This is a genomic window from Anaerolineae bacterium, from assembly GCA_011176535.1.
In the GTDB taxonomy this organism is placed as follows: Bacteria; Chloroflexota; Anaerolineae; order Anaerolineales; family DRMV01; genus DUEP01.
On sequence record DUEP01000023.1, the window covers coordinates 1 to 13,319 of the forward strand.

Genomic DNA, 13,319 nt, shown 5'->3' on the forward strand with positions numbered 1-13,319 from the left:
GTGGTTGTGGCGGTGAGGCGCAAGGCCGCGCGGGGGGCGACGGGGCGGAGAGGCGTAGGGGCCAGCCCGGCCCAGGTGCAGGCGGCCAGCCAGACGGTCACAGGGACCAGCCATCCAAGGCGCAAGAGACGTCGCATGGGCCTAAGGCGCGGGTGAGGCGGTGAAGGTCGGCGTCGGGGTGGCGCTGAAGGTCGGCGTGGGGGTGGGCGTGGGGCTGGGCGTCGCCGTCGCTGTGGCGGTGAAGGTCGCCGTCGCTGTGGCGGTGAAGGTCGGCGTGGGTGTGGCGGTGAAGGTCGCCGTGGGGAGCGGCGTGGTGGGCGTGGCCGTGGGGGAGGGCACGGTAGGCGTGGCGGTCGGCGAAGGGCCGGGGGTGGGCGTGATGCTGGGGGTGGGCGTGCGGCTGGGCGTCGCCGTCGCTGTGGCGGTAGGCGTGGGCGAGGGCGTCCAGTCGAACGGCGTGTTCGTGGCCGCCACCGGGGGAACGAACAGCCGTTGCCCGGCAAAGATCAGGGTGCCGCTCAAGCAGTTGGCCCATTGCAACTGGGCCACGCTGACGCCGTAGGCCAGACTCAGCCGAAAGAGGTTCTCCCCACGCTGGACCACATGGACGATCCAGGTGGGGGGCGGCCCGCAACGGCGCACCACAGCGGTGGGCGTGGGCAGGGGGGGGGGGACATAGACCAGGCTACCCGGGGGGAGGGTGTCGCCGAAGAGACAATTGGCCTTGCGCAGCAACTCGACGGTGGTGCGAAAGCGTTGGGCCAGCGAGGCCAGGCTCTCGCCGGGGCCGACGCTCACCGGCACCCAGCCGATCGGCGGCAGGCAAGGGGTGGGGGTGGGAAGAAGGACGCCCGTGGCGCTCAGGGTGGACGTGGCGAGGCTCAGGGTGGGCGTGGGCTGGCCGGGCTGGATGACCACCGGGGTGAAGAAGGTCACCGGGCGAGGGGCAAAAAAGGTGGGGGTCGGCGAGGTAGGAGGCAGCCACACCTCGGAAGTGGCCGCAGCCGCCAGCGCCAGGCCCACCACCAGAAGAATACCCAGCGCCAGCCCCAGTTGCGCCATCAGGGCGGTCGCGGTTTTCACCCTTCCGCCTCCTCGTCCCCACGGCCCTGGGCGGGCTCCGACGCCGGGGATTCTTTTGCATAGGGCGCGGCCTGCTCTGCCGGGGTTTCCTCAGGCGCAGGGGCGGATTCCGGCTCCAGGGGCAACAACACTTCAAAAGTGGCCCCTTCACCGAGCCGGCTTTCCACCCAGACGCGCCCGCCCAGGGCCTCCACCAGGGTCTTCACCAGGGGAAGCCCCACGCCGTTGTCGCCCAGGCCTTCGATGGTGCGGTAACCGGTGCGGTAGATGCGGGAAAACACCCGCGGCAGATCCTCCTCGGCGATGCCCGGGCCGGAATCCTGCACCGCCAGTTGGATGAAGCGCCCTTCCGGCAGGAAACGCTCTTCAACGCGCAGGAAGATATCACCCTCCTCGGGGGAAGCCAGGGCGGCGTTGTGCAGCAGGTGATTGACGATTTGCTGCAGGGCGTCGCGGTTCACTTTGAGGGTGGGGAGGGTGTCGGGCAAATCAACCCGCAGGGTCAGGCGCTTTTCCCGCAACAGGGAGCCGTGTTCGACGATGGCGGCGTCCAGCACCTCGGACAACTGCACCGGCTCCATCTCCAAAGTCGATTGCCCTTCCACATCCATGGAGGCCAGGTTCGCGGCGTCCTCCACGATTTTGGTCACCTTCTCCGCCGCGTGACGGATGCGCTCCAGGAACTCCCGCTGCAATTTGCCCAGCAGCCCGGCGCTCTCGCTCAGCAAAAGGTCGGTGTAGCCCACGATGGTGGAAAGGTGCTGGCGCACATCCTGGACCAGGCTGATAAGGGAGGAGTACAGCAAGGCTTGTTGGGGCACCGCGTTGCGGCGCTCCAACTCCAGCATTTGCTGGTCGCGGAAGGCCAGTTCGGACTTGAGCAGGGCCACCTCTTCCAGCGCCATCCGCAGGCTTTGGCGGAGTTGCTCGTCCTCTGGCGGGGTAGGGGAGACCGTCGGCTCGCCCGAGAGCTCGCCCGCTTCCCCTTCCAAGGCTTCCGGGAAGTAGTTCAGGGTGAGCAGCTGCTCTTTCAGTTCGCGGTTCTCGTCCTCCAGACGGTTGACTTCCTGCTGGAGGGTTTCCAGGTCGTCCATTAGAGCGGCCAGGCTTTCCAGGTGATCCTGAGCCGAAGCCAATCGCTCCTCCAGTTCCTCCCGCTGCGATAGCGCTTTGTCCAACCGGGTCTGGGTTTCGGCCAGCCGCTGCCTGAGTTGCTCCACCTCGGCTTCCAGTTCGCCCACCTGGGCGCTCTGGTCGGAGACGGAAGCCAGCAGCACGCGGGCGGCCGCCTGGGCGAAGCGCTTCGCTCGCTGTTCGTCCTCGTGGGTCCAGGGGCGTTGGGCAAAGGGGGAAAGAAAGACCAGAGTGCCCAGCGCCGGCGTATCGGACCTGGCCACCAGGGGGACGGCAAGCAAAGGCCCGCTGCTCTCCAGACCCAACCAGCGGGCGATGGTGTGCAGGTCCGACGAGGTGCTGCTGGCCGGCAGGCGCAGCGTCTTCCCCTTTTCGCTGGCCGAAGCCACCAGCGGCACCTGGTCCACGGCCAGGGTGTGCCCCGGCAGGGCCTGCTCGCGGATGAGGTCGTACCCGGCCACTACATCCATCAGGCCCGAGGTGAAAGGGGGACTCATCAACAGGCACAGGTCGGCCACCAGGTACTGGGCTGCGGCCTGGGCAAGGCGCTCGGAGCGTTCTTCCGGGTCCAGGCTCCGCAGGGCCTGCACCAGGGCTTCCAGGGCCGCAGCGGAAGGCGGCTGGGTCGGCGCAGGCGTCGTGAGGGCGACCTCCCCGTCGGGGGAAGGCGTCATCAGATAGGGCGCTTCTGCCGCTGGGACCGGGCGCTCGCCTTTGGGCGAAGCCGCAGGCAAGGGGTAGCGATACAGCAGAGAGAAGACGAAGGGATAAGCCGCCAGTTCGCCCAGGCGCAAGGCCATCGAGGCCGTCGCGCCCGGTTCGATCAAAAGGAGGTGGACGAGGTGCCCTGCGGCCAGCGCCAGCAGGGTCAGCCCGCCGTAGAGGCTGCCTTCGGGTCGACGCCAGGCGAGCACGCCGACCCCAGCCAGGGCCAGCACCAGGCCCAGACCGCTCCAAAGCCGGTCCAGCCAGGAGCCATGGAACCAGCGTAGGTTGTCCGGGGTCAACATCACCCAGGTGAAAAGGGCCAGCGCCACCAGGAAGAGGAGCAACAGGGAAGTCGCCACGTCGGCCTTTGACGATGGTTCGGGAAAGGCCCAGAGCCAAAAGAGCAACACCATCCCGCCCACATTGGCCAACCGTTCCAGGGCGGGGAGCCAGGTAGGCTCCAGTACCCCCTGCCAGGCCAGAGCCTGTACCAGGAAAAGCAGAACCCGCAGACCCAGCAGCCCGCCCAGGCCGAGCATCAGACGGGCACCCTGGGGGTAACGGGTGGCCTGCCAGTGGAAGAAAGCCCCCTGCAGGGCACCAATGAGGGCGAAGGTCAGCACCAGGTGGTAGGCCAGGCTTCCTGGGGGCTGCAGCAGCAGTTGCGTCAGGTGGCTCCAAAAGTCCATGAAAGGGCCTCGTTGAGAGAGACTCGACTTCATGCACATTATAGCATCGAATGTTTTGCAAGGAATGTGCCAAGGAAAGGCGAGCCACGCAGCCCGGCACAGGACAGGCGGGCCGCACGCCTGGGGTGGGGGAGGGCAGGTGAGCGCAAGGCGAATCATGACGATTGGCTGCGCGCTGCAAGCCGCAAGGTTCGCGCCCCATGCGGTAGGCTCAAACGCGCCTTTCTGGCTGCGCCAGGGGAAACTGGCCCTAGGGGAGCGAAAAAGGCGCCTTTTTGCCCACACACACTATATGCTTACGATAAGTTCGATTAGCAGTAACAACGCGTTGAAGCGGTCTCTTCCTGGCCTTGGCCTGCTCCACTTTTTGACTTTGGGCTGGCCTGCTCCGCTTTGGGTCTGCGCCCGGCGGCCCGGCGCTTCTGGTCCGCCCTATGGCGCTCCTGCTCTCACCTTCTCTCACCTTTTTTTGCCGTTCCCGGCCCGGTCCAGGTTCAAGGGCCGCGCCGGCCTCCATCAGCCCGGGGCTGCCTTGGCGCCTCCTGCCAGGTCGCCAGACCCATGCCCTTCGACCGCTCATAAAATATCGAAATTATGTACGCCACATTCGCCCTATGTGCGTAAGCAGGCAGATGAAAAAGCCCCCTGGAAAAGAAAAAAGGCCGACTTTGGCGTCGGCCAGGAGTTGCGGGGGCAGGATTCGAACCTGCGACCTTCGGGTTATGAGCCCGACGAGCTACCGCTGCTCCACCCCGCGGTGTGCAACTTGACTCTCAAGCGGCCCTTATTATAACGAACTTTTGCCGATGCGTCAAGGCCTGGCGAAGAAGAGCGCCCACCACACCTGCCAGGGGGCCGGTGTGGGCGTAGGCGTGGGCGTTGGCGTGGGCTGTGCCCAGGCCTCGGCCGGCGGCGCGCCGGGCACGGGCACCGGATGCACCAGCACCTCCCCTTTGCGCGCCATCTTTCCCTCGGTACGGGCCCGTACTTCCACGAATTCCGGCGAGGCCACCGCCGTAGCCTCCTGAACCAGCGCGGTCGCTGTGCCCACCATCGCCGCGTATCGCGTCGCCACCACCTGCCGGTGGGCTTCGGCCTGCTGCCACGTGGTCCACCGTTGGGCGACGCGGAAGGCCACCAACGCCAGCAGGAAAACCACGGTGACTGCCCACCAGAACGCGCGCAACCGTTGACGCTGCATGCTTTCCCTCTCCTTTGCCGCAAGGCCCTCCACGCAGCCGATGGAAAAAGAAACCCGCCCGGCGGATTTGCGGGCGGGAGTGCCGAAGGTGGGAGTCGAACCCACACGGGCGCACGGCCCACTGCGCCCTGAACGCAGCGCGTCTGCCAATTCCGCCACTTCGGCTTGCGGCCCTTATTTTACTCAGCCCGCTCACGGATGTCAACCTTTTCGTTTCAAATAGATGGCATCCTCCTTGCATCCTCTGCTACAATCAAGGGACCACTCGCCTTACCCCGCCTTCTCTGGGAGGAAGCCCATGAACATCCAACGAAAAACCCTTTTACCAGTCTTACTCCTGGCGCTGGGGCTGACGGCCCTGGCCTGCAGTTTGCCCGGCCTGGCGGTAAGTCCCCCGACGCCTTTCGTGTTCCCCACGCCCAATTTGACCCTGACGGCGCTTTTCAACCCCGCGCCAGCCGCCACCCTTGCGGCCCCCACAGCCCCGCCAACCACCCTCGCCACCGTGGGGCCTGCTTCTCCCGTGGCCTCGTCACCGCCCCCTGCCCCCACGGCCACCACCCAACCCACGCTGGTTATCTCCCCCACCCCGGTTTCCTATCCCGAACGCGAACCGCGGGTTCTGGCGCCCCTGGCCACCTCCCCGCTGACCATCGACGGCGACTGGGCCGAATGGCCGGTTCTTTACAATTATGTCTTCAATTATGTGGTGTTCGGCGCGGATCAGTACACCGGTCARGGCGATCTGGCCGGCATCTTCCGCGTGGCCTGGGACGCCGATTACCTTTACCTCGGCGTGCGGGTGACCGATGACCGCTATGTGCAACTGGCCAGTGGGGCCATGCTCTACAAAGGCGACAGTTTCGAGATCCAAGTGGATACGGCCCGCAACGCCGATTACTTCGTGTCCGCCTTGAACAACGACGACGATCAGTTCGGTTTTTCGCCAGGCAACCCCCTGGGCACCAACCCCGAAGCCTATCGCTGGTATCCTGCCGGGCTGGCCGGAGTGCCCGCCGGCGTGCGACTGGCGGCTCAGGACCTGGGCAACGCCTATCTCTTCGAGGTCGCTGTGCCTTGGAGCCAGTTGCAGGTGACGCCCTACCAGGGGCTGCGGCTGGGCTTTTGTATCTCGCTCTCGGACAACGACGATGTAGGGGCGCAGAAGCAACAAACCCTGATGAGCAACTGCCCACGCCGACGGTTGACTGACCCCACCACCTGGGGGACGCTTATCCTGACTGGCGCCCCCTAATAAACGGTTGTGCCGCCCAACAAACCTCATTCGCCGGATCCCGAGGGGAGGACGCCTTCCCTAAGGGATGGCACTTCCCCCCGCAACCAGCGGCGCACCAGGTCGAGCACCTCGTCCCGCGTCCCCGGCCCCATGGGGAACCAATGGATGCGGGTATCCGAAGCCTTAAACCAGTTGGCCTGACGGCGGAGGAAGATCTGGGTGCGCCGCCGGATGCGTTCCACGGCCTCTTCCAGCGTGAATTCACCGCGCAGGTGGGCCGCCAGTTCGGCGTATCCGATGCCCGACATGGCCGGCAGACCCGGCGCATAGCCCGCCGCCAGCAACCGACGCACCTCGTCCAGCCAGCCGGCCTCCAGCATGGCCATGATGCGCTGGCGGATACGTTGATGCAACTCGGCGCGGGGGCGCATCAGGCCCACGATGAGGATGTCGTACGGCGGGGGGCGTTTGCCCTGCTGCTCCGAAAAGCGCCGGCCGGTGGCAAAGATGACCTCTAAGGCGCGCACGGTGCGCCGCAGGTTGGAGGGCAAGATGCGCGAGGCGGCCACCGGGTCCAGACGCGCCAGCCGGGCGTGCAACGCTTCCGGGCCGATCTCACGCCCCCAGCGCTCCAGCGCCTCGCGCAGCCCGGGAAGGGGCGGCACCCGGGGTACCAGCCAGCCTTCCACCACGGCCCACACATACTGCCCCGTGCCGCCCACCAGCATGGGAAGACGCCCCCGACGCTGGATGGCGTCGATGGCCCGATAGGCGGCCTCCTGATAGCGGGCCACCGTCCACACCTCGTCGGGTTGCGCCACATCGATCAGATGGTGGGGCACCCGGTGCCGCTCCTCGAGTGTGGGTTTGGCCGTCCCAATGTCCATGCCACGGTAGAGCAGCCGGGAATCCGCCGAGACGATTTCGGCGTTCAGGCGCTCGGCCAGGGCCAGCGAAAGGGCCGTTTTCCCCACGGCGGTCGGCCCCACCAACACCAACAACGGGCGCCGGGGGTGCCCCGGCGCGGAAGCTACCCCACGCGACGATGGCTGCTGTTGCCTCATAAGCCAAGCACATCCTCGTAATGTCGAATTTGCACAGTCTCGCGCCCGGGCTGCACCAACACGGCGATTACATCCACCCGCCAGACCGCGCCCACATTGGGATGGTCGCCCAGCCAGGCCTGGGCCGCGGCGGCCAGATGCCGCAACTTGCGCCCGGTGACACCCTCCTCCGGCCAACCGAAGGCCAGAGAGGTGCGCGTCTTCACCTCGACGAAAACTACCTCGTCGCCCTGTTGAGCGATGAGGTCCAGTTCGCCGTAGGGGGTACGTACATTACGGGCCAGGATGCGGTAACCCCGCGCCGCCAGATAGCGCGCGGCCACCTTTTCGCCCCACCGCCCCCGACGCTGCAGCCGGTTCATTCGGTGAATTCCCGCCAGCGTTCCAGAAAGTCGCGCCACCGTTTGGTGCTCTGCGCCTGCCAGGCCTCCGGGTCCCGCCGGGCCTGATCGACCAGGTGCCGGTAGTGTGCGACCAGTTTCCGGGTGGTGTGGCGCACATCGTAGCGCCAGGAAGCCTGCCGGGCCGCCTGCCCCATGCGGCGACGCAGGTCAGCGTTGCCCACCAGGGCGCCCAGCGCCACGGCAAAAGCGGTGACCTCGTCCTCGGTGAGCAGGCCGGTAACGCCTGATTCCACGGTGTCCCCCACGCCTGGGGAGTGGACCCCCACCACGGGCAACCCAGCCGCCATAGCCTCGATCACCGAGAGCGGATGCACCTCGGTCACCGAGGCGGTGGCGAACAGGTCGGCCGCGGCCAGATAGCGAGGCACCTCTTCGTAGGGCTTCTGCCCCACAAAAGTCACCCGCCCGGCCAGCCCCAGTTCGCGGGTCTGGGCCACCAGGTCTTCCCGGATAGGGCCGTCGCCCACCAGCACCAGGTGGGCCTGGGGGTAAACCATGGCCACGCCCCGAAAGGCGCGCAGCAGGAAGACCAGGTTCTTCTCCGGGCCCAGGCGGCCGACATACATCACCACCACCTGCTCCTCGGTCAGGCCGAGCGCCTCCCGGGGGAGGGGTTCAGGGGGGGACTCAAAGCGCCGCAGGTCCACGCCGTTGGGCACCAGAGCCACCCGGCTCATCTCTACCCCGATGCGTTCCAGCAGTTGATACACCCCTTTCGATGGCGCCACCACCAGATCCACCGCCCGGCTCAGGGAAGGCAGATAAGCTTTGAGCATCAACTCCCCTACCCCATCGGGCAGGATGGGCAGGTAGGCCTGCAAGTACAGGTCGTAGCGGGTGTGATTGGTGAACACCACCGGGATCCCATGCGGGCGGGCGTATCGTAGGCCCAGGCGGGCGCTGATGAAAGGATGATGCGCATGCACGACATCCATGGTGCGCAGCACCTGTTGGGCCTCTTTGGAATAGGTGAGACTGAGATGCATGCCCTCGACGAACATCTCCAACGGCACCCCAGGCGAGCGGACCACCCCCGGTTCGTCCTCCTGGCGCGCCTCGCCGAAGGTGAAGATGAAAGTCTCGTGCCCCATATCTTCCAGAGTACGCTTGAGCAGGGCCACATGATTGGTCACGCCGCTGAGGTGGGGCTTGTACATATCCACCAGCATGCCGATGCGCATCCTTTGCTCCTCGAGCGGAGATGGTTTCATTATACCGTGAGGCAGGAGGGGCAATGGTAAAATGAAGGCATGGATGCCCGATTCCGCCCCTCTCCCGACACCGGACACCTGAGCGTGTTCACCGCCTCCCTGGCTTTGGCGCTGCTGCTGGCACGCCTGGTGCGTTTGCCCCTGCGTTGGGAAACGGCCCTCAACCTGCCCGGCCTGTATGTGCCGGTGAAAGTGACCACGGCCGGTGTTTCGGCGGTGCTCATCGCGGCGCTTTGCCTGGGCGGCACCCTGGGGATGCTCAGCCGCCACCCCACGGTGCGTCGGGAACAGCCGCCGTTGCTCTCGCTAGTTCCCCATGCAGTATTGCCTATGGTGGCAGCCTGGGGTCTGGAAATCCTGCTCCAACGCCTGCCCCTGGGCCTCGCCTGGCTGCTGGCCTTCGGTGTGGGGATGGCCTTCCTGATGGCCGTGCTGCTGGCCGAATTCACCGTGGCCGACCCGAACGATGTTCGCTATCCCTGGGCGGCCACCACGGTGAACGTGCTGGGATATCTGACGCTTTTCGTGCTGGCCTACAGCCTGCACGCTGCCGCATGGCGGTTGGTGTATGCCCTGCCCATACTGGGGCTGGCTGTGACTCTGGTAGCCTTGCGGGCGCTGCGCCTGAAATTTCCCGAGCGCTGGCTGCCCATCGAGGCCCTTTTGGTGGCGCTGGTCACCCTGCATCCGGCGGCGGCCTGGCGCTACTTTCCGCTTCCTTCGGTGCCCTATGCCATCCTGGTCGTCGCCGTGGCCTACGCAGCGACGCTGTTTGTCGCCAATGTGCTGGAAGGCCAGCCGGTTCGCGAGGCGCTGAGCGAACCCTTGCTGGCCCTGACGCTTCTGGCTGTGGTTTCGGTATGGACCTGGTAACCCCTGAGCGAGGGCTTTTGCTCCGCCGAGAAGATTATCAGGCCATGGCCGACCATGTGGCCCGGGAGGCGCCCATCGAGGCCTGTGGCCTGGTGGCCGGCCAGGGGCGACGGAGTTGCGGCGTCTTTCCCGTGCCCAACCTGTTGCAAAGCCCCACGCGATTTCGCATGGAGCCGGAAGCCCAATGGCGGGCGATGAAGACCATGCTGGACCAAGGACTAGACATCCTGGCCATTTACCATAGCCACCCGTCAGGGCCACCGCGTCCTTCGGCGGTGGACGAACGGGAAATGGCCTACCCCAACGCTGTCTATCTCATCTGGGCTCCACTGGGGGCGGTCTGGATCTGTCGGGCTTTCCGCTGGACCTCTCAGGGCTTTACCGAGGCCCCTTTGCATGTGGCGTAACCATCCGTGCCTCGGTGTGTTCTGATAAACGGCACGCAGCCTACATCGCTTTGCCGGAGGAAATCGGTATGCAACCCTACCTTGAGGCCATAGGATTGCTTTTCGTCGCCTACCTGTTAGGCTCCATTCCTTTTGGCTATGTCATCGTCAAAGTCACTCGTGGCGAGGATGTGCGGCGCATCCAGAGCGGGCGCACCGGCGGCACTAACACGATGCGCGCAGCGGGTTTTTGGGCAGGCTTGATCACCGCTATCTTGGACATCACCAAAGGTGCGCTGTCGGTCTGGCTTGCACGGGCCGTCTTCCCCGGGAATCCATGGATGCACATTCTGGCGCCGGTGATGGTCATCATCGGGCACAACTATTCCCTGGTTCTGGCCGAACGGGGCGAAGAAGGGAAACTGCGCTTTTTCGGCGGAGCCGGTGGTACCCCCTGCGTAGGCGGCTCGGTGGGGCTTTGGCCCCCCATGCTGTTCATCCTGCCCCCCTTGGGGGCGTTGGTGCTTTTCGGCATCGGCTATGCATCGGTGGCCACAATGAGCATGGCTTTCCTCTCAACGGTCATCTTTGCTTATCGGGCCTACCTGGGGCTCTCCCCCTGGCCCTATGCCGTTTACGGGTTGCTCTCCCTGGCCCTGATCATGTGGGCTTTGCGCCCAAACATCCGTCGTCTGCTCAACGGCACCGAACGCCTGGTCGGCTGGCGTGCAAAACGGCGCCAGCAGCGGAGCGAATGATAAACAGAAAAGCGGGGTTTGACGCCCCGCTTTATTGGTTCACCAAGGACAGGGTGGATGCACAATCGTCTGGGTGGTCGCCGCCGTGATGGGGATTTTGCCGCCCGGGATAAGCATGGAGGTCAAAGGGAACAACATGGGCACCTCCATCGTCGCCCGCACCTCAATGCCGTCGCCCGCGCAGTCCCGGCCAATGAACCGGATCTCCAGATGAACAACATCCGGGTCCAAAAAACCGCCCGCATTCTCCAAGGCGCGTGCCTGAACCCCTTGCGTGTCGTAAGGGAAAACCGCGCCGTAGGCGGCTCCTTCCTGAACGGCGTCGTTGAGCACGGCGTAATAGGCCAGGGCGCGACCCACATCCAACACGCCGCCGATCAACATGAGCAGAAAGACCAGAAACAGGGCGAATTCGACCCGGTCCGTCATCGATGCGTCTCACCCTCCCCGCTCGTGGTGAGGCGGCGGGCTCATGTTTTGGCTTCGGAGGCAGGTTTTGCCCGGCGTGCCATCCAATCCATGATGGGGTAAATGGCGCTGCCCACCAATCGTCGGGCCAGCCAGAGCCAGCGTGCCTCGCCAGGCAGAATGAGGAACCTGCCTTTGGCGGCATCGCGCAAAGTCACCCGGGCCACCTCCTCAGGGGTAAGCAAACCCGCGGTGGAGGCCAGCGCCTTCAATTCCGGAGGTTTGTAGGGCTCCTCCCCGGCCAACTGGGGGGTATCTGTATCGGGGGGAAACACCACGCTGACGGTGATGCCGTAACTTCGCAACTCGGCCCGAAGAACCTCGGAGAAGCCCCACACGGCGAATTTGCTGGGGCCATAAGCCGTATACCCAAAGACCCCCAGAAAACCGGCCACAGAGGAAAGATTGACAATTCGTCCACACCGGGCCTTCATCATGGCCGGCACCACAGCACGACACATATACACGGTGCCGAGGTAGTTGACTTCGATCATGGTGCGGAAGACCTCTTCGGGGGTCTCCCAAAAATAGCCTGGTCGAGCCACCCCGGCCGAGTTGATCACCCACTCCGGCGTGCCCGCCTGGGCCATCATTTCTTCGACGGCCTGATGGACGGCCGCCGCGTCGCGCACATCACAGGTCAGAATGCCGTGCCGCCCCTGCGGCGCCCGCTGCCGGATGTCCTCCAGCGCGGCTTCAAGGGGAGCGCGACGTCGGGCCAACAACCACATATCATGCCCCTGGTCGGCTAGTTGACGCGCTATAGCCAGACCAATCCCACTGGAAGCACCAGTAACCAAAGCCAGGCTCATGACACCACCTCCGTGAAAAGCGTGATAGGCAAAAAAAGCGCCGAGAGTAGAGCACAACCCCTACCCTCGGCGCTCAACAGGCCGCTCTAAAACCTAACCACCGCCGCCGCCGCTCCAGTCGATAGTTGGGGTAGGAGTGAATAAAGGAGGTGTATTGGTCGGTGAAGGCGTAGGCGTCGGTGTGGCGGCGGGCGTGAAAGTGGGCGTGGGTGTGTCAATGACCAGATATCCTGTGATGGTGCACACGCCTTCAAAGGTCAATTTTACCGTATAGGAACCGTACAGGGCCGACACTCCTTCGAAGACCGCATACCAGGTATTCGTGGTGTTCGGCTGGAGTGGTGCCTGGTTCGAGGAGCTCGTCGGCGGAGATGGATCATGGCCACTGTAATAACGGTTCCCGTTGAAGCGGAACTCGTCAACGAATTCTTGGCTATTGGCTTTGTACCAATCAAGCCAAGTGTACGTCAGTTGGTAAGTCACAACGTTCTGGTTCCCCACCCGGACATAGAGACGGTTGCCCGAAGTGTAGATACTCTGCAAGGAGATCTTATTGCAGTCGATTGTGGGCGTTGGGGAAGGCGTCGGCGTAGGGGAGGGCGGAGGTGTAGGTGTCGGGGTACTGATGGTGATGCTGCGGCTCACAATACAGACATTGTCGAAGGTCAGGGTTACCGAGATATGGCCATAGACCGAGGTCGTGCCGTTGAAATCCGCCTGCCAGGTGGCATTGCTGTTGGCGCCCATGCTCACCCAACTCGAGACAGTCGTCGGTGAGGAGTAATCGTTACCGTAGTAGAAGGTGCTTCCGTTGAACTTAATCCAATTCACATAAGCGTTTCCGTTCGCCGTGTCCAACTCGTTCCAGGTGAGTTGCGAGGACGACAGATGGATAGCCGTGCCGTTGCGATTGCGCACGCCGACATTGACTTTGTCGCCCGAGACGGAAAGCGAAGTGATGGAGATCTTGGAGCAATCCGGTGTGGGTGTAGGTGTGGGCGTGTTGGAAGGGGTAGGTGTGTTGGAAGGGGTGGGCGTGTTGGAAGGGGTGGGCGTGTTGGTCGGCGTAGGTTGCACGATTTCAGCCTGCACCGTACAGCGGTTATCAAATGTAAGTTGAACACCCAACACTCCATAAGGAGTGACTTTGTTCCAGCCGTCGTCGAACCAACCTGCACCCCACCACCACCAGTCGTTGCTGGAGCCAATAGACACCCCCTGTGTAGTTGTGGTCGGTGAATTGTAATCTTGCTCTGCGTAATAATTCTGATTCAGGGTCATCCAATACAGG

Annotated in this window: 13 protein-coding genes and 2 tRNA genes; 4 read left to right on the forward strand and 11 right to left on the reverse strand. The window is 64.3% G+C overall.

The features are described 5' to 3' along the window. Window positions 1–141 precede the first annotated feature (141 nt). From G4O04_03905 to G4O04_03925, 5 genes are all read right to left on the reverse strand, one after another. A complete protein-coding gene (locus G4O04_03905) occupies window positions 142–1,083 on the reverse strand; it encodes a LysM peptidoglycan-binding domain-containing protein (GenBank protein ID HEY57672.1) in 942 nt (313 codons plus the stop codon). Beyond that, on the reverse strand, window positions 1,080–3,614 hold the full coding sequence (locus G4O04_03910; GenBank protein HEY57673.1) for a GAF domain-containing protein: 2,535 nt from the start codon (window positions 3,612–3,614) through the stop codon (window positions 1,080–1,082). The genes G4O04_03905 and G4O04_03910 overlap by 4 nt, the downstream gene beginning before the upstream one ends. 685 nt (window positions 3,615–4,299) lie before the next feature. Beyond that, window positions 4,300–4,371 (reverse strand) — tRNA-Met (locus tag G4O04_03915). A 54-nt stretch (window positions 4,372–4,425) separates the two neighbouring features. Then, window positions 4,426–4,815: a hypothetical protein gene (locus tag G4O04_03920; protein ID HEY57674.1), complete on the reverse strand. Its 390-nt coding sequence runs from the start codon at window positions 4,813–4,815 to the stop codon at window positions 4,426–4,428. Between the two features lie 80 nt (window positions 4,816–4,895). Then, a tRNA-Leu gene (locus tag G4O04_03925) sits at window positions 4,896–4,980 on the reverse strand. Between the two features lie 133 nt (window positions 4,981–5,113). Here G4O04_03925 and G4O04_03930 point away from each other — a divergent pair. Beyond that, window positions 5,114–6,070 (forward strand): hypothetical protein, encoded by a 957-nt coding sequence (locus G4O04_03930; protein ID HEY57675.1) that lies wholly within the window; start codon window positions 5,114–5,116, stop codon window positions 6,068–6,070. Between the two features lie 26 nt (window positions 6,071–6,096). Here the strand turns inward: G4O04_03930 and miaA are convergent, their stop codons facing one another. From miaA to G4O04_03945, 3 genes are read right to left on the reverse strand one after another with little or no spacing between them, the layout of a single operon-like run. Then, on the reverse strand, window positions 6,097–7,116 hold the full coding sequence (gene miaA, locus G4O04_03935; protein ID HEY57676.1) for a tRNA (adenosine(37)-N6)-dimethylallyltransferase MiaA: 1,020 nt from the start codon (window positions 7,114–7,116) through the stop codon (window positions 6,097–6,099). Next, window positions 7,113–7,478, reverse strand: coding sequence for a YraN family protein (locus tag G4O04_03940; protein HEY57677.1), 366 nt, complete (start codon window positions 7,476–7,478; stop codon window positions 7,113–7,115). The genes miaA and G4O04_03940 overlap by 4 nt, the downstream gene beginning before the upstream one ends. Further along, complete coding sequence (locus tag G4O04_03945) at window positions 7,475–8,701, reverse strand: glycosyltransferase family 4 protein (GenBank protein HEY57678.1); 1,227 nt, start codon at window positions 8,699–8,701, stop codon at window positions 7,475–7,477. Before G4O04_03945 ends, G4O04_03940 begins: the two co-directional genes overlap by 4 nt. Before the next feature lie 69 nt (window positions 8,702–8,770). Between G4O04_03945 and G4O04_03950 the strand changes: the two genes are divergently transcribed. The 3 genes from G4O04_03950 to G4O04_03960 all read left to right on the forward strand — a co-directional run bounded on the left by G4O04_03950 (window position 8,771) and on the right by G4O04_03960 (window position 10,748). Further along, on the forward strand, window positions 8,771–9,604 hold the full coding sequence (locus G4O04_03950) for a hypothetical protein (protein HEY57679.1): 834 nt from the start codon (window positions 8,771–8,773) through the stop codon (window positions 9,602–9,604). Further along, a complete protein-coding gene (locus G4O04_03955) occupies window positions 9,592–10,011 on the forward strand; it encodes a M67 family metallopeptidase (GenBank protein ID HEY57680.1) in 420 nt (139 codons plus the stop codon). The genes G4O04_03950 and G4O04_03955 overlap by 13 nt, the downstream gene beginning before the upstream one ends. Window positions 10,012–10,079: 68 nt before the next feature. Beyond that, on the forward strand, window positions 10,080–10,748 hold the full coding sequence (locus tag G4O04_03960; protein ID HEY57681.1) for a glycerol-3-phosphate acyltransferase: 669 nt from the start codon (window positions 10,080–10,082) through the stop codon (window positions 10,746–10,748). Between the two features lie 39 nt (window positions 10,749–10,787). Here G4O04_03960 and G4O04_03965 read toward each other — a convergent pair whose 3' ends face one another. From G4O04_03965 to G4O04_03975, 3 genes are all read right to left on the reverse strand, one after another. Next, window positions 10,788–11,177: a pilus assembly protein gene (locus tag G4O04_03965; protein ID HEY57682.1), complete on the reverse strand. Its 390-nt coding sequence runs from the start codon at window positions 11,175–11,177 to the stop codon at window positions 10,788–10,790. A 41-nt stretch (window positions 11,178–11,218) separates the two neighbouring features. Beyond that, window positions 11,219–12,028: an SDR family oxidoreductase gene (locus G4O04_03970; GenBank protein ID HEY57683.1), complete on the reverse strand. Its 810-nt coding sequence runs from the start codon at window positions 12,026–12,028 to the stop codon at window positions 11,219–11,221. A gap of 93 nt (window positions 12,029–12,121) precedes the next feature. After that, the gene (locus tag G4O04_03975) at window positions 12,122–13,309 is read right to left on the reverse strand and encodes a hypothetical protein (GenBank protein ID HEY57684.1); all 1,188 of its coding nucleotides are present in this window, start codon (window positions 13,307–13,309) and stop codon (window positions 12,122–12,124) included. Between the last annotated feature and the right edge of the window lie 10 nt (window positions 13,310–13,319).

Coding starts and splice junctions, on each gene's coding strand:
- G4O04_03970 (HEY57683.1), bottom strand. CDS start 12,028: ATGAGCCTGGCTTTGGTTACTGGTGCTTCCAGTGGGATTGGTCTGGCT.
- G4O04_03960 (HEY57681.1), top strand. CDS start 10,080: ATGCAACCCTACCTTGAGGCCATAGGATTGCTTTTCGTCGCCTACCTG.
- G4O04_03940 (HEY57677.1), bottom strand. CDS start 7,478: ATGAACCGGCTGCAGCGTCGGGGGCGGTGGGGCGAAAAGGTGGCCGCG.
- G4O04_03920 (HEY57674.1), bottom strand. CDS start 4,815: ATGCAGCGTCAACGGTTGCGCGCGTTCTGGTGGGCAGTCACCGTGGTT.
- G4O04_03950 (HEY57679.1), top strand. CDS start 8,771: ATGGATGCCCGATTCCGCCCCTCTCCCGACACCGGACACCTGAGCGTG.
- G4O04_03910 (HEY57673.1), bottom strand. CDS start 3,614: ATGGACTTTTGGAGCCACCTGACGCAACTGCTGCTGCAGCCCCCAGGA.
- miaA (HEY57676.1), bottom strand. CDS start 7,116: ATGAGGCAACAGCAGCCATCGTCGCGTGGGGTAGCTTCCGCGCCGGGG.
- G4O04_03955 (HEY57680.1), top strand. CDS start 9,592: ATGGACCTGGTAACCCCTGAGCGAGGGCTTTTGCTCCGCCGAGAAGAT.
- G4O04_03965 (HEY57682.1), bottom strand. CDS start 11,177: ATGACGGACCGGGTCGAATTCGCCCTGTTTCTGGTCTTTCTGCTCATG.
- G4O04_03975 (HEY57684.1), bottom strand. CDS start 13,309: ATGACCCTGAATCAGAATTATTACGCAGAGCAAGATTACAATTCACCG.
- G4O04_03945 (HEY57678.1), bottom strand. CDS start 8,701: ATGCGCATCGGCATGCTGGTGGATATGTACAAGCCCCACCTCAGCGGC.